Raw genomic sequence first — 16,484 nt, 5'->3', positions numbered from 1 at the left:
AAGGGTTTCCGTAGACGCCCGCCGCGGCGACGAGCCAGAAGCACTGGGAGAGCACTGTCTGAGCAACCGAATCCGCAATCCCGTTCTCAGCAGCGAACTGCGGGGCTGATTACGGGAGCCGCCAAAGACCGGGCAGAGCTGCCGGGGGAGCCGGCGACGCTGGGGACGGTCGCCGGTTGCGGCGAGGATAGGCCCACGTTGCCGACCACTCGCCCGTTAAAAGTGCCGGTGGTCGTGTACGTAAAGCGATTGGGACAACCACCACGTTCGGCTAGCGCGAGGGGCACTTCCCTGTGGTTGATCGTGACGAACGGTTCAATGTTGCGCGCAAGGGTTGCGTCGATGAGGCGGTCGTCGAAGTCGAGCCCGGCAGGGTTGCGCCGCGTCCCGTCTGGGAAAACTCGCGTCCATGACAGCGACATCCGGTACGCTTCGACCCGGTGGTTTCGCGAGCGCAAAGCAGGTCCGCACAACGTTAGGTTAGGCTTACTTGGCCCGATTCTGCGTTTCCCGCCCGTGTTGAAAGTCGCCCGCTATGCCCTCGCTAGTCTCTGTTCCCAGCCTGTCCCTTCTCGGCGGTCGGTCGGACGCTACCGCCCTCGTGGGCAACGGCGTCAGAATCAGCTATGCCGAGCTACTTCTGCTCATCCGGGCGCGTCGGACGCAGCTTGGCGAGACCCGTCGCCTGGTGATGATCGCGGCGGCTAATGGGCTGGAGCCGATTGTGACCTACCTCGCCGCACTCGAGGGCGGGCACCCCGTGTTCCTCGTTCCCGGCGCCTCAGATGAGGCGAGCCTGATCCACAGAGCCGCCCTCACCGAGCGTTTCCGGCCCGATGTCATTGCCGGCCACGGCCCAGAAGGGTGGACACTCGAGGAGCGCCACCCCGGCAGCGCACACAAATTCCATCCGGAGTTGGCCCTACTCGCCAGCACGTCGGGGTCGACAGGATCCCCCAAGCTCGTGCGCCTCTCGTACGACAACCTGCGAAGCAACGCCGCATCCATTGGCGAGTACCTGCGCCTCGGACCTGATGATCGCGCGGCTACGACCCTGCCGCTGCAGTATTGCTACGGGCTCTCGGTCGTTAACAGCCATCTGTTCGCCGGTGCAAGCATCCTTCTCACCGAGCGATCGGTGACGGACGAGGAGTTCTGGGACGAGGCATCCGCCCATGGAATCACCTCATTTGCGGGCGTGCCCTATACCTTCGAGATGCTGGAGGCCGGCGACTTCGCCGAGCGTTCGGTGCCGAGCCTGCGGTACCTGACCCAGGCGGGCGGTCGGCTCGCTCCGGAAGTCATCCGACGGTTCGCCCGTATTGGCGACGAACGGGGCTTTCAACTCTTCGTGATGTACGGCCAGACTGAAGCCACGGCTCGGATGGCCTACCTGCCGCCCGATCTGCTCCAGGACTCTGCCGGTGCCATCGGTCGACCAATTCCCGGCGGCCGGTTCCGCATCGACGCCCACGATGGCACGGAGGCTCCGGCCGGTAGTCAGGGTGAGCTCGTCTATGAGGGGCCGAACGTCATGCTCGGCTACGCCGAGACACCGGCGGATTTCGAACTCGGTCGCACCGTGCACGAACTGCGGACGGGGGACCTCGCGCGCCGGCGCGCCGACGGCCTGTATGAGATTGTCGGCCGGATGAACCGTTTCGTCAAAATCTTCGGATTGCGAATCGACCTCGACCGAGTTGAACGGCTCCTCCTCGACGAAGGGATCGAGGTGCGCGTGGCCAGCTCCGATGAACGGCTGCTTCTCTTCGCCACCTCGGATCGCGCAGCCCAACGCGCCCACGAGCGCGCCGCCGCCCTCGTCGGAATTCCCATGCGGGTCATCGGCGCGTATGCGATAGCCCAGTTCCCTCGCACCTCGAGCGGAAAGCCCGACACGGCGGCTCTCGTGCGGTTCGCGGCACTCCAGGATCGCGTCGAATCGACCTCTGACTCGGTGTGCCACGTGAGCAAGGCACACGGGGGCGGCGTCGCACCCGACATGATTCGCGATTTACTCTCGACGCTGCTGTCCCGACCTGAAGTGAGCCTAGACGACTCCTTTGCCGGGCTCGGCGGCGATTCGCTCAGCTACATCGAAGTGTCGCTTCGGCTCGAGGCGATGCTCGGGGAGCTGCCCAGGGACTGGCCGACCCGCTCAGTTCGGGAGTTGGCGGCGTTCGCCACAGAGGTGCGCGAGAACGCCGACAGAGCGCGAGCGGAAGCAGGCCCCGGTGCGCCGGGCGCTTCCGTCGATGCAGGCCGCCGCCCTCGCTTCGCACATCTGGTGCGCCTCGAGACTCCGGCCGTGCTGCGGGCGGTCGCCATCGTGCTCATTGTCGGCACGCACGCCGACTTGTTCGGCCTGAAAGGTGGCGCCCACCTGCTGCTCGCCGTCGCCGGATACAACCTTGCCCGCTTTCAACTCGCATCGGTGCCGGGGCGGCCCAGATTCCGTGGCCTCGGTCGCAGCGCTGCCGAACTCGCGGTGCCCGCGGTGCTCTGGATCGGTGCTGTCGCCCTCCTGAGCGGCCAGTACAGCCTCACCACTGTCCTGCTAGTGAACAACCTCGTGCCGGGCGACGGGCGGTGGAATGAACAGTGGCAGTTCTGGTTTCTCGAAGCGCTTCTGTGGACCCTCGTCGGTCTTGCCGTCCTGTTCGCCATCCGGCCGGTGGACCGGTTGGAGCGGCGGTGGCCGTTCGGCTTCGCCCTCGTCGCATTCTCCGTCGCCCTCGTGGCGCGTTTCGTTTTCGCCGGGCCGCATGCCGAGTATGTCGAGCGCTACAGCGGACCCGTGGTCGTGTGGCTCATCGCGCTCGGTTGGCTTGTCGCGCGAGCCGACAGCACGTCGAGGCGAGTCCTCGTTTCGATGGTCATCGGGGTGAGTTCGTTCGGGTTCTTCGACGATCCGCTGCGCGAAGCCATCCTCGCCGGCGGCGCACTGGTGCTGGTCTGGGTACCGGCTATTCGCGTGCCACGACTACTGGTGCCCGCTGTCGTCGCGCTGGCTGGAGCGTCGATGTTCATCTACCTCACCCACTGGCAGGTGTACCCGCCGTTCGAGCAGGATGCGCCGTGGCTCGGGACTGTGCTCTCGCTCATGGTCGGTGTCATCGCCTGGCGTGGGTACACGCTGGTGAGCGGTGGGGTCAGAGGAGCGATTTGGTCGACGCGTGTTACCTCGACGGCGCGACAGAAGTGACCGGTGCAGGTCTAGGCGTGCTCAGGGCTGACTTCTGGCCCGGCGCGCCAGGCTGAGGGTAGAGCACCACCCCGCCATCGACAGAAACCTGCACGGAGCGTCCGGCCGTGAACTGCGCCGCCGCGTGCAACGGCACCCGGTGCGTCGCCTCCGCCGGGAACTCGCCGCCGTCGAACGCCAGCGTGAGTTCGGCGCCTGCACCGGTTGACCGGACGTTGATGACAGTCGCGTTGCCGCCATCCGCAGCCGGCGCCAGACGCAGCTGCTCGGGCCGAACCATCGCGAACAGGGTGGCGGCCGCGCCGCTGCGGTCGTGCCGCACTGGAAGGCGTCCCAAGGCGCAGTCCACCGCGTCGGCGCCCGCCGGGCGCGCCGGCACGAGCACCACGTCACCCAGGAACTCGGCGACACGGGCATCGATCGGAGAGTCGAAGACGGTCGCCGGCGTACCGGCCTGCACCAGTCGGCCGCCCGCGAGCACACCGACTTGCTGCCCGAATGAGAGCGCTTCGTCTCTGTCGTGGGTCACCAGAATGGCCGTCACGTCGCTGAGCTCGAGCATATCGACGACCGCTTGCCGGGTCTGGGCGCGGAGACCCGTGTCGAGGGCGCTGAACGGCTCATCAAGCAGGATGACCTTGGGTCGCTGCGCGAGGGCGCGAACGAGAGCGACCCGCTGCTGCTGTCCGCCCGAAAGCTCGTGCGGCATCCTGGCGGCCAGCCTGGCGTCGAGAGAGGCGAATTCCATCAGTTCGCGCACACGCGCGTGATTCCTGGCCGCCCTGGGCAGTCCGAACGCGATGTTGCGGGCGACGGACAGATGCGGGAACAGTGCGCCGTCCTGTGCGACGTAGCCGATGCCGCGCAGGTGCGCAGGCAGACTCGATCGCGGGCCGGCTATCTCCCGGCCGTCGTGGGTGATGGTGCCGGTATCAGGTCGTTCGAAGCCGGCGATGAGTCGCAACAGGGTGCTCTTGCCGCTGCCCGACGCCCCGACCAGGGCGATTCGGGTGCCGTCCGGCACCTCGAGGGTGACGTCGCGGAGCACCTCCGTCGCGCCGAACGACTTCGAGATGCCAGAGAGGTGCAGGGTCATCGGAGGCTCCGTCCGGTTGCGTGGGCGAACATGAGGGCGACGGCCGGGCACGAGAGCAGCACCAGCACCACGGCGTAGGGGGCAGCGGTCGGATAGTCGAGTGAGGAAGCCGCGGACCAGAAGCTGGTCGCGACCGTGCGGGTGCCGGTCGGCGCGAGCAGCAGTGTCGCGGTGAGTTCGTTCGCCGCACCGAGCGCGACAAGGGCGCCGCCTGCGCACGCCGCCGGCACGAGTAGCGGCACCGTGACCCGCAGGCGCGCGACGAAAGGTGGGACGCCGAGCGATCGAGCGGCCTCTTCCAACGACTCGGGCACCTGCGACAGGCCGGCTCGCAGCGGAACGAGCGCACGAGGCAGGAGGATCACGACGTACGCGGCGATGACCGTGAACGCAGTTTGGTAAAGAGTGGGGGCGATGGCGAGGGTCGTCGCAACGAGGGCGAGCGCGACGATGATCGCGGGAAGGCTGCTGGCGAGGTAGGCGGCTCCTTCGAGGACGCGCGAGAGCCGGTCTGGGTAGCGCACCGCCAACCAGGCGAAGGGGAGTGCGACGGCGATCGCGCAGGCGGCTCCCGCAAGCGACAGGACGAGGGTCTGGACCGTCGCCGATGCGAGGTGCCCGAGGTCGGCCGTGTCAGCGCGGAACAACCAGCGCACCACGCTTGTCAACGGCACGAGGGTCGAGGCCGTGACGAGGCAGACCAGCCCGGCGACCGCCAGCGGGGCGAGGCGTCCCAGCGGTACTCGGGCCGGCGGATGCGGCGAACCGCCGCCTACCCTGGCGTAGCGTGCACGGCCGCGGGCGAGGGACTCAGCGACAAGCAGGACCAAACACAGCAGCACGAGCACCAGCCCGAGTGCGGCCGCGTTCGGCCCGGCGAAGGTTGTCTGATATGCGACAACGATGGCGGTGGTGAAGGTGTCGAAGCGCAGGAAGGCAAAGGCGCCGTACTCCGCCAGGAGGTGCAGCGCGACCACCAGGGCGCCACCCAGGACCGCCACGCGCAGCTGCGGTAACACGACCCGGAAGAGCACCGTCCACGAGCCCATACCGAGCGAACGCGCGGATTCCTCGAGTGCGGGGTCGAGGCCCCGGATCGCCGCCAGCGCGGGCAGGTACACGAGGGGGAAATACGCGGTGACCGCGACGAGCACACCGCCCCACAGCCCGCTGATCGAGGGCACAACGCTCGCCCACCCGTAACTGGCGACGAAGGCGGGAATCGCCAGCGGCGCAGCCAGTGCCACCGCGAAGACACGGCGCCCCGGCAGGGCTGTGCGCTCAACCAGCCAGGCGCCGCTGACCCCGAGTACAACCGATGCCGGAACGCCGATCACGACGAGGAGCACAGTGTTGACGAGCAGCTCGCCGACCCTCGGGCGGAACACCAGCGTCGAAAGCTCGTCCCAGCCCATGGCAACCGAGGCCTGGACGACGTAGCCGATGGGCACGAGCGCGCCGAGGGCAAGAACGGCGACGAGCGTGATGAGACCGCCGGAGGCGCGACGCGCTGGCGTGGCGACTAACGGCGGCCGGGTTAGGTGCGTAGTCAGAGTAGACCGGCTTCCGTCATGAGCTCGATAACCTTCGGGCCGTTCAAGGCTGAAGGGTCGATCACCGGGGCCGCCAAGCCGTCAAGCGGTGGAAGTTCGGACTTCGCCTGAACGTTCGAGGCTACCGGGTACTCGAAGCTGTACCCCTCGCCGAGGATCTCTTGGCCCTGCTCTCCGGCAATGAAGGCAAGAAACTGCTGGGCCTCGTCGGCGTGCGGGGCGTTCTTGAGCACGCCGCCACCGGACACGCTTACGAAGGCGCCCGGGTCCTGGTTGCCGAAATAGTGCAACTGGGTGTTGCCGCTGTCTTCCGCCGCGGCATCCTGATCGCGGTACCAGTAGTAGTGGTAGATGACGCCGACGGGCACTTCACCGGCACTGACAGCCTTCATGGTGACGATATTGTTGCGGTACTCGGTGGCGTTCGTTGCCAGACCCTCGAGCCACTCCAGCGCGGCGTCTTCGCCCTGCGTCTCGACCACAGCTGAGACGATGGCCTGGAAGTCCGCCTTCGCCGGGGCCGCACCCCAGCGGCCTTTCCACTCAGGGTCGGCTAGATCCAGGAGCGAGGTGGGCAACTCTGCCTCGGAAATAAGGTCAGGGTTGTAGACGAGCACAGTCGAGCGGGCGGCAATGCCGGTCCAGTCGCCCGATGAAGGTCGGTACTGCTCCGGCACGAGCGCGAGAGTGGCCTCATCGACCGGGGCGAGCAGGCCTGCCTTCTCGACGAGCGACATCGCCGGTGAGTTCTCGGTGAGGAAAACGTCGGCTTGAGAGGCGGCGCCCTCTTGCACCAGTTGGTTGCCCAATTCGCTGTCATCGCCATTGCGGAGGACCACTTCGATGCCGGATTCCTCTGTGAAGGCGTCGGCCCACTCTGTGGTGAGCTCCTCGTGCTGGGCGTTGTACACGACGAGCGCGCCGTCGGAAGTGCCACCATCCTGGCTGTCGCTCGAATCATCGCCCGGGCCGCTCGCTGAGCAGCCGGCAACGAGTAGTGCGGCGATGGCAACGGGGGCAAGGCGCGCGAGACGCAGGGGAAAGAGCATTGGGGACCTTTCAGTCCATGGGGCAGGTAAGGCAATCCTAAGCCACCAGTGCGCGCATCGTGCTGCCTCGCCGATCGCTGTGACGATAATCGGTATGCCGTGGTTCACCAACCCTAGAACGATGGCTGCTGCGGGCACGTACCGTTCCACGCATTCGTCCGCGCCTCCACCAGGTGTTGGCGGCCTCTCGTCCCAAGTGATCGAAGATGACGTAGTGGTGCACGGTGCGCCCGGAAACACCGACGTGACGAAAGCTCACTGATCACTAGCGCGCTGGGAGGGCGAAATATAGTATTTGGCCATGGCAGCTGCTTCAGTGCCTGCCGGTTTGGACGGGAAAGCGTCGGACACCATGTTGGCGCTTGGCCGTTTTTTCACGCGGTGGGACCAGACAGATGATGGACGCGCGGTGTTCCGTGAGGGCGGGCGCAAGGGTGATGTGTTCTACCGTGACCGGTGGAGTCATGACAAGGTGGTGCGTTCCACCCACGGGGTCAACTGCACTGGATCGTGTTCGTGGAAGGTATATGTTCGCGATGGCATCATCACCTGGGAGTCGCAACAGACCGATTACCCTTCGGTCGGCCCCGACAGTCCGGAGTACGAGCCGCGCGGGTGTCCTCGGGGTGCCGCATTCAGTTGGTACACCTATTCGCCAACACGGGTGCGGTATCCGTACGGCCGAGGTGTGCTCGTCGAGATGTACCGGGAGGCCAAGGCGAGGCTGAAAGATCCCGTGCTCGCTTGGGCAGACGTTGTAGATGACCCTGAACGGCGCAGTCGCTACCAGAAGGCGCGAGGGAAAGGCGGGCTCGTTCGCATTCCGTGGCAGGAGGCGGTTGAGATCGCCGCTGCCGCCCACGTTCACACGATCAAGAAGTACGGTCCGGACCGGTGCGCCGGCTTTTCCCCGATTCCGGCCATGTCGATGGTGTCTCACGCGGCGGGAAACCGGTTCATTCAGCTCATCGGTGGGGTAATGACATCGTTTTACGACTGGTACGCCGACCTCCCCGTGGCCTCTCCGCAGGTGTTCGGCGACCAAACCGATGTGCCTGAATCGGGGGACTGGTGGGACTCCACCTACCTGATGATGTGGGGATCGAACGTTCCAGTGACACGTACGCCCGACGCGCACTTCATGGCAGAGGTGCGGTATCGGGGCACGAAGGTGGTCGCGATCAGTCCGGACTATGCCGACAACACGAAGTTCGCCGACGAGTGGCTGCCCGCCCAGGCCGGCACAGACGCTGCGCTCGCGATGGCAATGGGCCACGTGATGCTCAAGGAGTTCTTTGTGGACCGCGAGGTTCCGTACTTCAGCGGATACGTACGCCGTTACACCGATCTGCCTTTCCTCGTCCGCATCGAGGAGCACGCTGACGGTGGCCTCGTGCCGACTAAATTCCTGATGGCGACGGACCTACCCGACCAGGCGAACACTCCTGATGCCGCCTTCAAGACGGTTCTGATCGACTCGGCCACCGGCGCTCCAGTGGTGCCCAACGGGTCCATCGGTTACCGGTATGGGGAGGCGGGCAAGGGCAAGTGGAACCTTGACCTGGAGGGTGTCGACCCGGTCCTGAGCCTTCTCGACGAGGCCGACGGCGGCGCATCCGCCCGAACCGCCGAAATTCGGATGCCCTGCTTCGAGGCGCCCTCCGGCGAGGGCTCGGTGGTGACCCGGGGTGTGCCGGTCCGGCGGGTGGCCGGGCACCTGGTCACCACAGTGTTCGACCTGATGCTCGCCCAGTACGGGGTTGGCCGTCCGGGGCTGCCGGGAGACTGGGCCACCGACTACGACGATGCGTCGACCCCGTATACGCCGGCCTGGCAAGAGGAGATCACGAGTGTGCCGGCTGCCGCCTGCATCCGGGTCGCGCGCGAATTTGCCCGCAACGCCGAGGAATCGAAGGGGCGATCCATGATCATCATGGGCGCTGGCATCTGTCAGTGGTTCCACGGTGACGCCACCTACCGCGCGGTGCTCTCGCTGGTGATGCTCACCGGGTGCATGGGGCGTAACGGCGGCGGTTGGGCGCACTACGTCGGTCAGGAAAAGACCCGTCCGATCACCGGGTGGATTTCCCTCGCGAACGGTTTGGACTGGAGCCGACCGCCCCGGACCATGATCGGGACCGGGTATTGGTACATGCACACCGATCAGTGGCGCTCTGATGGGTACTCGGCCGACTCCCTCAAGTCCCCCCTCGCCGAAGGACATTTTGATGGAATGCACACCGCGGACACCCTCGCTCAGTCGAACCGGCTCGGTTGGATGCCGTTTTACCCGCAGTTCGACCGCAACCCGCTTGATCTCGCCGATGAGGCCCAAGCGGCGGTGGATGCGGGGGAGGCGCCAGATACCCCGACCTGGATCGCCAACGCCCTTAAGAACCGGCGGTTGAACCCGGCCATCGACGATGTCGACGCTCCCGAGAATTGGCCGCGCACCCTGGTGCTCTGGCGTTCGAACCTGTTCGGCTCGTCGGCCAAGGGCAACGAGTACTTTCTGCGCAACCTCCTCGGCACCCATAACAACGTGATGGGCACCGACCACGTGAACGCCGCCCGACCCCGGGACGTGAAATGGCACGACGAGGCACCGGAAGGAAAACTCGACTTCCTTGTCTCCGCAGATTTCCGGATGACGTCGACAACACTGTTGTCGGACATCGTATTTCCCGCTGCCACCTGGTACGAAAAGCACGACCTCTCCTCCACCGATATGCACCCCTTCGTGCACGCCTTCAGCCCCGCCATCGACCCGCCGTGGGAGGCGAAAACCGACTTTGACACGTTCCGTCTGCTCGCAGAGGAGTTTTCCCGCCAGGCTAAGACGCATCTCGGCACCCGGCGGGACCTGGTCAGTGTGCCGCTGCAACACGATACGCCGGGGGAGATCGCCCAGCCCGGTGGAGTGGTCCGCGACTGGCGGGACACGGATATCCCGGCGGTACCCGGTCAGAACATGCCGGTTTTCTCGATCGTTGAGCGCGACTACACCGCGATCGCGGAGAAGCTCGCCACGGTCGGACCGCTCGCGGAGGAACGCGGCTTCACCGTCAAGAACATCACCTACCGGATGGAGCACGAAATTGAGCGGCTCGCACAGAGCAACGGGTTGATGCTCGGCGGGGCGGGCAACGGTCGCCCGGCCATCGATACCGATGCGAAATTCGCCCAAGCCATCCTGAGCTTCTCCGGAACGACCAATGGCGAACTTGCCGTGCAAGGCTTCCGCGAACTGGAAGAACAGACCGGCATGAAGCTCGCCGACCTCGCCGAAGGCTCCGAAGAGAAGCGGGTGACCTTCGCGCAAACCCAAGCGGGGCCCGTTCCGGTAATCACATCCCCGGAGTGGTCCGGGTCCGAGACGGGTGGGCGCCGGTATTCCCCGTTTACCATCAACGTCGAGCGGCTGAAGCCCTGGCACACCCTCACCGGTCGGATGCACTTCTTCCTCGACCACGACTGGATGCGCGACCTGGGCGAGGCCCTGCCAATCTACCGACCACCGCTGGATATGCAGCGGCTGTTCGGCGAACCGCGGTTTGGCCCGAATGGAACTTCCGAGATCACGGTGCGTTACCTAACCCCGCACTCGAAGTGGTCGATCCACTCGGAGTACCAGGACAACCTCTTCATGCTGTCGCTGTCCAGAGGAGGTCCGACAGCGTGGATCAGCCCCGCGGATGCTGCGGCGATCTCCGTCTCCGACAACGATTGGATCGAGTGCGTCAACACCAACGGGGTGTATGTGTGCCGAGCCATCGTCAGCCATCGGATGCCCGCGGGTGTCGTTTACGTCTACCACGCCCAAGAGCGCACGATCGATGTGCCGAAGTCCGAGGCGACCGGCCGCCGAGGTGGCATCCACAACTCGGCCACCCGACTGCTCGTCAAACCCACCCACCTCATCGGTGGGTATGCGCAGTTGTCCTACGCGTTCAACTACCTGGGACCCACCGGCAACCAGCGTGACATGGTCACCACAATACGAAAGCGTTCCCAGGAGGTGCGGTACTGATGCGCGTTATGGCTCAAATGGGCATGGTGATGAACCTCGATAAGTGCATCGGCTGCCATACCTGCTCGGTGACCTGCAAACAAGCGTGGACGAACCGCGCCGGCACCGAATACGTCTGGTTCAACAACGTCGAGACCCGGCCGGGACAAGGGTATCCGCGCCGCTACGAAGACCAGGAACGGTGGAAGGGCGGCTGGCAGCTTAACAAGAAGGGCCGACTGGTGCTCACGGGCGGTGGACGGCTGAAAAAGCTGTTCGGACTCTTCGCGAGCCCCGTGCAGCCCGAGTTGAAGGACTACTACGAGCCCTGGACCTATGACTACAAGACCCTGATCGACGCTCCGCTCGGAGACGACTTCCCGGTGGCCCGACCAAAATCGTTGATCACCGGTCGGGACACCAAAATTAGCTGGTCGGCCAACTGGGACGACGACCTCGGCGGCGCCCCGGAGATGGGGCACCTCGACCCCATCGTCGAAAAGGTGCGGCGGGAGTCGGAAGACAAGATCAAGTTCGCCTTTGAACAGACCTTCATGTTCTACCTTCCGCGGATCTGTGAGCACTGCCTCAACCCCTCCTGCATGGCGTCGTGCCCGTCCGGTGCCATCTATAAGCGCGTCGAAGACGGCATCGTGCTCGTCGACCAGGACAAGTGCCGAGGCTGGCGCCAGTGCATCACCGGCTGCCCCTACAAGAAGATCTACTTCAACCACAAGACCGGTAAGGCCGAGAAGTGCACCTTCTGCTATCCGCGGGTGGAAGTCGGTCTTCCCACCGTGTGCTCCGAAACCTGTGTCGGCCGCCTCCGCTACCTCGGTCTGTTCCTCTATGACGCCGACCGGGTCACCGACGCCGCCGCGGTGACGGACGTGACTGACCTGTACGAATCGCAGATGGACGTACTCCTAGACCCCAACGACCCCGAGGTGGCCGCAGCCGCCCTCGACCAGGGCATCCCCGCCGACTGGCTCGACGCAGCGAAGAAGTCGCCGGTATATGCGCTCGCCAAGGTGTACAAAGTGGCGCTGCCGCTGCACCCGGAGTATCGCACCATGCCGATGGTCTGGTACGTGCCGCCGCTGTCTCCCATCGTTGACCTGCTGAGCGAGCAGGGCCACGACGCCGAAGACAGCGGCAATCTCTTCGGCGCCATCGACGCACTCCGCATCCCCGTCGAGTATCTCGCTGAGCTGTTCACCGCCGGCGACACCGACAAGATCACCGAGGTGTTGCGCAAGCTTGCGGCGATGCGTGCCTACATGCGGGCGATCACGATGGAACAGGAACCCGACCCGTCGATTCCGGAAGCCGTGGGGATGTCGCCGGGCTCCATGTACGAGATGTACAGGCTGATGGCGATCGCGAAGTATGACGAGCGTTACGTCATTCCCAAGGCACACGTCGAGCAGGCACACGACCTGGAGGAGATGGGGTGCTCGGTCGATTTTGAGGGTGGTCCGGGCATGTATGAAGACTCGCCGTTCGGTGAGGCGAGCGGCAGGCCAACACCCGTGGCCGTGGAAAACTTCTACGCGCTGAAAGACCGGCAGACGTCCGATACTCCCGCCGGCGAGCAGGCCCTCCGAGGCCGCGTCAATCTACTGAACTGGGACGGCAACGGTAGCCCGACCGGTCTCTTTCCCGAGAAACGCGACCGACCAAGCGCTGCGGCCCCGTCGCCGGGCGATCTGCGCCCGCCCACGGAAAAGGGCGGCTCCCTATGAGGCGCGATCGAGCCGCCGCCGCGCACAGCCTGGCGCAGCGCGTGTTCTATCAGGCCGCGTCCTGGTGTCTGTCGTACCCGGATGCCAAACTCCTGGAACGGTGCGCGTTGATGCGGTCCGCGCTGGCCGAACACGGCCCGGCTGCACCGGATCTCACAGCGTTCATCGGGTACCTCGAGAACACCGCGTTGGGGACCCTGGAGCGTTCCTACGTGGAGACGTTCGACCTGAGCAAGCACCATCCGCTCTATCTCTCGTATTGGACCGACGGCGACACCCGTCGCCGGGGTGACGTGTTGGCTGAGTTCAAGCAGGTATACCGGGGCAGTGACTACCTGACCAACACCCACGGTGAGCTGCCCGACTTCTTACCGCTGGTTCTCGAGTTCGCCGCGTTGGCCGGCCCGATGGCGGGTCGCGATCTGCTCATCCGATACCGGCCCAGTGTCGAAATGCTCCGACTCGCGCTCACCGAGCACAAGTCACCGTACGCCACCGTGGTGGAGGGCATTTGTGCCACCCTTCCCGGCCCATCACCCGCCGATCGACAGGCCGTCCAAACCATGGCGGGCGTCGGCCCACCGGCCGAAAGTGTCGGCCTCGAACCCTACGACCCCCGTCTGCTTCCCCTGAACGGCGGCTCATGATGTGGGACGTGCTGCTCTGGGGCATTCTCCCCTACGTGATGGTGGCGATCCTGATCGGTGGGACCATCTGGCGCTACCGCTATGACCAATTCGGTTGGACCACCCGTTCATCCCAACTCTACGAATCCCGCCTCCTGCGGATCGGATCCCCGATATTTCACTTCGGGCTCCTAGCCGTCATCGCCGGGCATTTCTTCGGCCTGGTGGTCCCCATGTCCTGGACACTCTTTTTCGGGATGAGCCAGGATTTCTATCATCTCAACGCCCTGCTGGTCGGGGGAGTCGCTGGGGTATGCACTCTCGGCGGGATCGTGATCCTGATCTATCGACGACGCAAGACGGGGCCGGTTTTCATGGCCACGACCACCAATGACAAGATCATGTACGTCGTGTTGACAGCTGCGATCGTCCTGGGCCTCTGGACCACTCTCGCCAGCGTCTTCAGCGGTGAGCACGGCCACAACTACAGGGAAACGGTGTCGCCCTGGTTCCGATCCCTGTTCATCCTGCAACCCGATGTCACGGCTATGGCTGCCGCTCCGTTCTCCTTCCACATCCACACCCTCGTCGGCATGTTGTTGTTCACAATCTGGCCCTTCACCCGACTGGTGCACGCTTTCACCGCGCCTCTGCACTACTTGTTCAGGCCCTACATCGTCTACCGGTCCAGGGATCGAGAAGCCGGGCAGGTACGGCCGGCGCGGCGCGGGTGGGCGCCCATCGGCACCAAGGATCGCACTCCCGATAAGCGCTGATCGGAGCAGCGGCGATGGACACACCGATGGGCTCGAGAACCTCTGCACGGCAGAGGGCACACCACAGTAGAGGGACCAACCTCGCCCTCGCGACGCTCGCATCCGTCGTGTGCTTTTGGGCATGGACCAGCGTGTCGCCGCTGGGCATTCGCTACACCGAATCAATGGGCCTCTCCCCGGCCCAGACATCAGTGCTCGTCGCGATGCCTGTGCTTGTCGGATCGATCGGCCGGATCCCGGTGGGCGTGCTCACTGACAGATTCGGCGGACGCATCCTATTCGCACTGGTGCTACTAGCATCCGTCCCTGCTCTGGTGCTCGTCGCGATCGCAGGAACCCTCAACACCTACGTCTTCCTGGTGGCCGCCGCGCTGTTGCTCGGCGTGGCCGGAACCGTTTTTGCCGTGGGAATCCCATTCGTGAGTCACTGGTACCCGCCGAGCCGACGTGGCTTCGCCACCGGCGTGTTCGGGGCAGGGATGGGCGGTACCGCGTTGTCGGCATTCTTCACGCCTCGCCTGGTGGAACGGTTCGGATACGTTCCCACTCACCTCATCCTCGCGGTGCTCCTCATCGTTGTTGCCGTCATCGTGTGGCTCTTCATGGCCGAGTCCCCAGGATTCACGGCCAGCACTGATCCCTTCCTGCCCAAGCTCGCTGCTGCTGCTCGGCTCAGCGTGACCTGGCAGATGAGCTTTCTCTATGCGCTGGTTTTCGGCGGATTCGTCGCCTTTTCCACCTACCTGCCCACCTACCTGCGCCAGATCTACGACTTCGACCTCACTGCCGCCGGAACCCGGACGGCGGGGTTTGCGGTTGCCGCCGTTATCCTCCGCCCCGTCGGAGGGATCCTTGCCGACCGCATCGGGCCGAAACCGGTTGTGATGGGCTCGATCGCAGCCGTTTCAGTTCTCGCCTGGGTGGTGAATCTCCGCCCCGACGGTGAGATCCCTGCCGGCCTGACTTTCGTCGCAATGGCCTCGGCTCTCGGCCTCGGCGCCGGAGGAGTTTTCGCCTGGATCGGACGAAACGCACCGCCCGCCAGGGTGGGTGCGGTCAGCGGCATCGTCAGCGCGGCCGGCGGGCTGGGAGGGTACTTTCCGCCGCTGGTGATGGGGGCCACCTACAACGCTGCGGAAAACAGCTACGCCATCGGACTACTCCTCCTAGCCGGTACTGCTCTGGTCGCCCTGGTCTTCACGATGCTTTCTGTGAAAGACAAGACGCCTGTCACCACGAATCAGTGATGCCTGCGTCGACATGAACGAGACGACGCCCGTCTCAGCCACAATCGGACGGTCGCGGCGCATGGATAGAGATGGGGGAGGCGCGCGTGCCGTGGGATCTAGGGACTAACCACGATCGTGCCGATGACGGGAAGCGATCTGTGCCAAATTCTTGTTTTTCAAGTTTGGGTGAACTCGGAGGAGACCTTCTCAAGGCTCCGACCGATCAGGCTGAGGAGACTCTGGCGCAGCAGTTAGCGCACATCGCGTTCTCCGGCAAACTCGAATCGGCAGACCAGATCGAATTGACGGTCGTAGGCCATCCAGGTGGTGGGTTCAGTTTTGATAGCGCCCGGGTGCATGCGCGAGCAAACGAACTCCTTTGGCGTGGTCCCGTTATAGGCGTCGAAGATTCTGACGACGAGTCCGTTCGCATGACTAGCACTTACTCGGCTCGAGCCACGGACGCAGACGGCTAACGCGCTTCCTGCGAAGGGCGTCGCGGGCGGCGCTGCGCGCGCCGGCCGCCGCAGTTCCTCCGCGGTCCATAGAACAGGAGTCCATCGGCCGGGCGTCGGCTATTGGCTAGAGCCAGGCGGCCAGTTCGTCGGCGAGGGTGGGACGCGATCGGGCGAGTAATCCGCGCATTGTCGACTCTGGAACGACGAGTTCGATCGCGATATCTGCGTAGCTGCAGCCGGCGAACTCACGCATGAGCCAGGCCCGTTCTTGATCCAGGGGGAAGCTAGCCAACGCTAGACAGTGCGCCGTTTTGAAGTAGAAGCTGCACTACGTCTAAGGGACTACTTTCGACTGTGCCGGGGTGTCGAAGGACAGCGTTCCCGGATCTCGTAGGGTCGTCCGCAGGCGGACAGGGGACACGGCACATCACGTACGCCTGTCCTTGGTCAGTCCAGCGACATAGACTGATTGTTCGTTCGAGAGGGAGAGCCATGAAAATCAACGACGACGCTGATGGTGAGTACACCGATTCCGAGGCAGCGGCCGGCACGCCGGAAATTGACGCCGACGAGACGCAGGCAGAGGGCGAGTACACCGATAGCGATACTCCTAACGAGAACCCGCCGGCAACGGACACCACCTCACTCTGACCTCAGGTCGCGCTTTGCCGAGGGCAGCGCGTGTAGGTTAGCTCTCCGGCAGTCCCAGAACCGGTCGGCGGTGTGACCAGAAACGAA

General features: G+C 64.8%; 12 protein-coding genes. 7 read left to right on the top strand and 5 right to left on the bottom strand.

Annotated elements, in window-relative coordinates:
• Positions 1–86: 86 nt before the first annotated feature.
• On the bottom strand, positions 87–458 hold the full coding sequence (locus E3T19_RS19625) for a family 1 glycosylhydrolase (RefSeq protein WP_370294258.1): 372 nt from the start codon (positions 456–458) through the stop codon (positions 87–89).
• Positions 459–601: 143 nt separating this feature from the next.
• On the opposite strand from E3T19_RS19625, the gene E3T19_RS07085 reads away from it, so the two are divergent.
• Positions 602–3,205 (top strand): AMP-binding protein, encoded by a 2,604-nt coding sequence (locus tag E3T19_RS07085; RefSeq protein ID WP_166788819.1) that lies wholly within the window; start codon positions 602–604, stop codon positions 3,203–3,205.
• Here E3T19_RS07085 and E3T19_RS07080 read toward each other — a convergent pair.
• The 3 genes from E3T19_RS07080 to E3T19_RS07070 form a co-directional block, all read right to left on the bottom strand.
• Complete coding sequence (locus E3T19_RS07080; protein ID WP_088456587.1) at positions 3,180–4,301, bottom strand: ABC transporter ATP-binding protein; 1,122 nt, start codon at positions 4,299–4,301, stop codon at positions 3,180–3,182. The two genes, E3T19_RS07085 and E3T19_RS07080, sit on opposite strands and share 26 nt — an antisense overlap.
• The gene (locus E3T19_RS07075; protein ID WP_241980062.1) at positions 4,298–5,752 is read right to left on the bottom strand and encodes an iron ABC transporter permease; all 1,455 of its coding nucleotides are present in this window, start codon (positions 5,750–5,752) and stop codon (positions 4,298–4,300) included. Before E3T19_RS07075 ends, E3T19_RS07080 begins: the two co-directional genes overlap by 4 nt.
• 98 nt (positions 5,753–5,850) lie before the next feature.
• Positions 5,851–6,903 (bottom strand): iron ABC transporter substrate-binding protein, encoded by a 1,053-nt coding sequence (locus E3T19_RS07070; protein WP_088456585.1) that lies wholly within the window; start codon positions 6,901–6,903, stop codon positions 5,851–5,853.
• A 301-nt stretch (positions 6,904–7,204) separates the two neighbouring features.
• Here E3T19_RS07070 and E3T19_RS07065 point away from each other — a divergent pair, with 301 nt between their 5' ends.
• Genes E3T19_RS07065 through E3T19_RS07045 form a run of 5 tightly spaced genes read left to right on the top strand, consistent with a single transcriptional unit; the run spans position 7,205 to position 15,306 of the window.
• Entirely contained in the window at positions 7,205–10,933 is a 3,729-nt protein-coding gene (locus E3T19_RS07065) for a nitrate reductase subunit alpha (RefSeq protein WP_198418773.1), read from the top strand.
• Positions 10,933–12,657: a nitrate reductase subunit beta gene (gene narH, locus E3T19_RS07060; RefSeq protein WP_088456583.1), complete on the top strand. Its 1,725-nt coding sequence runs from the start codon at positions 10,933–10,935 to the stop codon at positions 12,655–12,657. Before E3T19_RS07065 ends, narH begins: the two co-directional genes overlap by 1 nt.
• Positions 12,654–13,304: a nitrate reductase molybdenum cofactor assembly chaperone gene (narJ, locus tag E3T19_RS07055; RefSeq protein WP_088456582.1), complete on the top strand. Its 651-nt coding sequence runs from the start codon at positions 12,654–12,656 to the stop codon at positions 13,302–13,304. Before narH ends, narJ begins: the two co-directional genes overlap by 4 nt.
• Positions 13,304–14,059, top strand: a complete 756-nt coding sequence (narI, locus tag E3T19_RS07050; RefSeq protein ID WP_134408461.1) for a respiratory nitrate reductase subunit gamma — start codon at positions 13,304–13,306, stop codon at positions 14,057–14,059. The genes narJ and narI overlap by 1 nt, the downstream gene beginning before the upstream one ends.
• 26 nt (positions 14,060–14,085) lie before the next feature.
• A complete protein-coding gene (locus tag E3T19_RS07045; RefSeq protein WP_134408438.1) occupies positions 14,086–15,306 on the top strand; it encodes an MFS transporter in 1,221 nt (406 codons plus the stop codon).
• Between the two features lie 564 nt (positions 15,307–15,870).
• On the opposite strand, the gene E3T19_RS07040 is transcribed toward E3T19_RS07045, so the two are convergent.
• Positions 15,871–16,038, bottom strand: a complete 168-nt coding sequence (locus E3T19_RS07040; protein WP_240632206.1) for a sigma factor-like helix-turn-helix DNA-binding protein — start codon at positions 16,036–16,038, stop codon at positions 15,871–15,873.
• Between the two features lie 200 nt (positions 16,039–16,238).
• On the opposite strand from E3T19_RS07040, the gene E3T19_RS18920 reads away from it, so the two are divergent.
• Complete coding sequence (locus E3T19_RS18920) at positions 16,239–16,397, top strand: hypothetical protein (RefSeq protein ID WP_166788818.1); 159 nt, start codon at positions 16,239–16,241, stop codon at positions 16,395–16,397.
• Positions 16,398–16,484: the final 87 nt, after the last annotated feature.

This window comes from Cryobacterium sp. TMT4-31, assembly GCF_004403385.1.
Classification (GTDB): Bacteria; Actinomycetota; Actinomycetes; order Actinomycetales; family Microbacteriaceae; genus Cryobacterium; species Cryobacterium zongtaii.
The sequence above is the reverse complement of the archived record's forward strand: the minus strand, read 5'-3'. Positions and strand labels throughout refer to the sequence as shown.

Bases quoted from the DNA above. Each gene is read 5' to 3' on its own strand.
- E3T19_RS07070 (WP_088456585.1), bottom strand. From the start codon at position 6,903: ATGCTCTTTCCCCTGCGTCTCGCGCGCCTTGCCCCCGTTGCCATCGCC.
- E3T19_RS07080 (WP_088456587.1), bottom strand. From the start codon at position 4,301: ATGACCCTGCACCTCTCTGGCATCTCGAAGTCGTTCGGCGCGACGGAG.
- E3T19_RS07065 (WP_198418773.1), top strand. From the start codon at position 7,205: ATGGCAGCTGCTTCAGTGCCTGCCGGTTTGGACGGGAAAGCGTCGGAC.
- narH (WP_088456583.1), top strand. From the start codon at position 10,933: ATGCGCGTTATGGCTCAAATGGGCATGGTGATGAACCTCGATAAGTGC.
- narJ (WP_088456582.1), top strand. From the start codon at position 12,654: ATGAGGCGCGATCGAGCCGCCGCCGCGCACAGCCTGGCGCAGCGCGTG.
- E3T19_RS07045 (WP_134408438.1), top strand. From the start codon at position 14,086: ATGGGCTCGAGAACCTCTGCACGGCAGAGGGCACACCACAGTAGAGGG.
- E3T19_RS18920 (WP_166788818.1), top strand. From the start codon at position 16,239: ATGAAAATCAACGACGACGCTGATGGTGAGTACACCGATTCCGAGGCA.
- narI (WP_134408461.1), top strand. From the start codon at position 13,304: ATGTGGGACGTGCTGCTCTGGGGCATTCTCCCCTACGTGATGGTGGCG.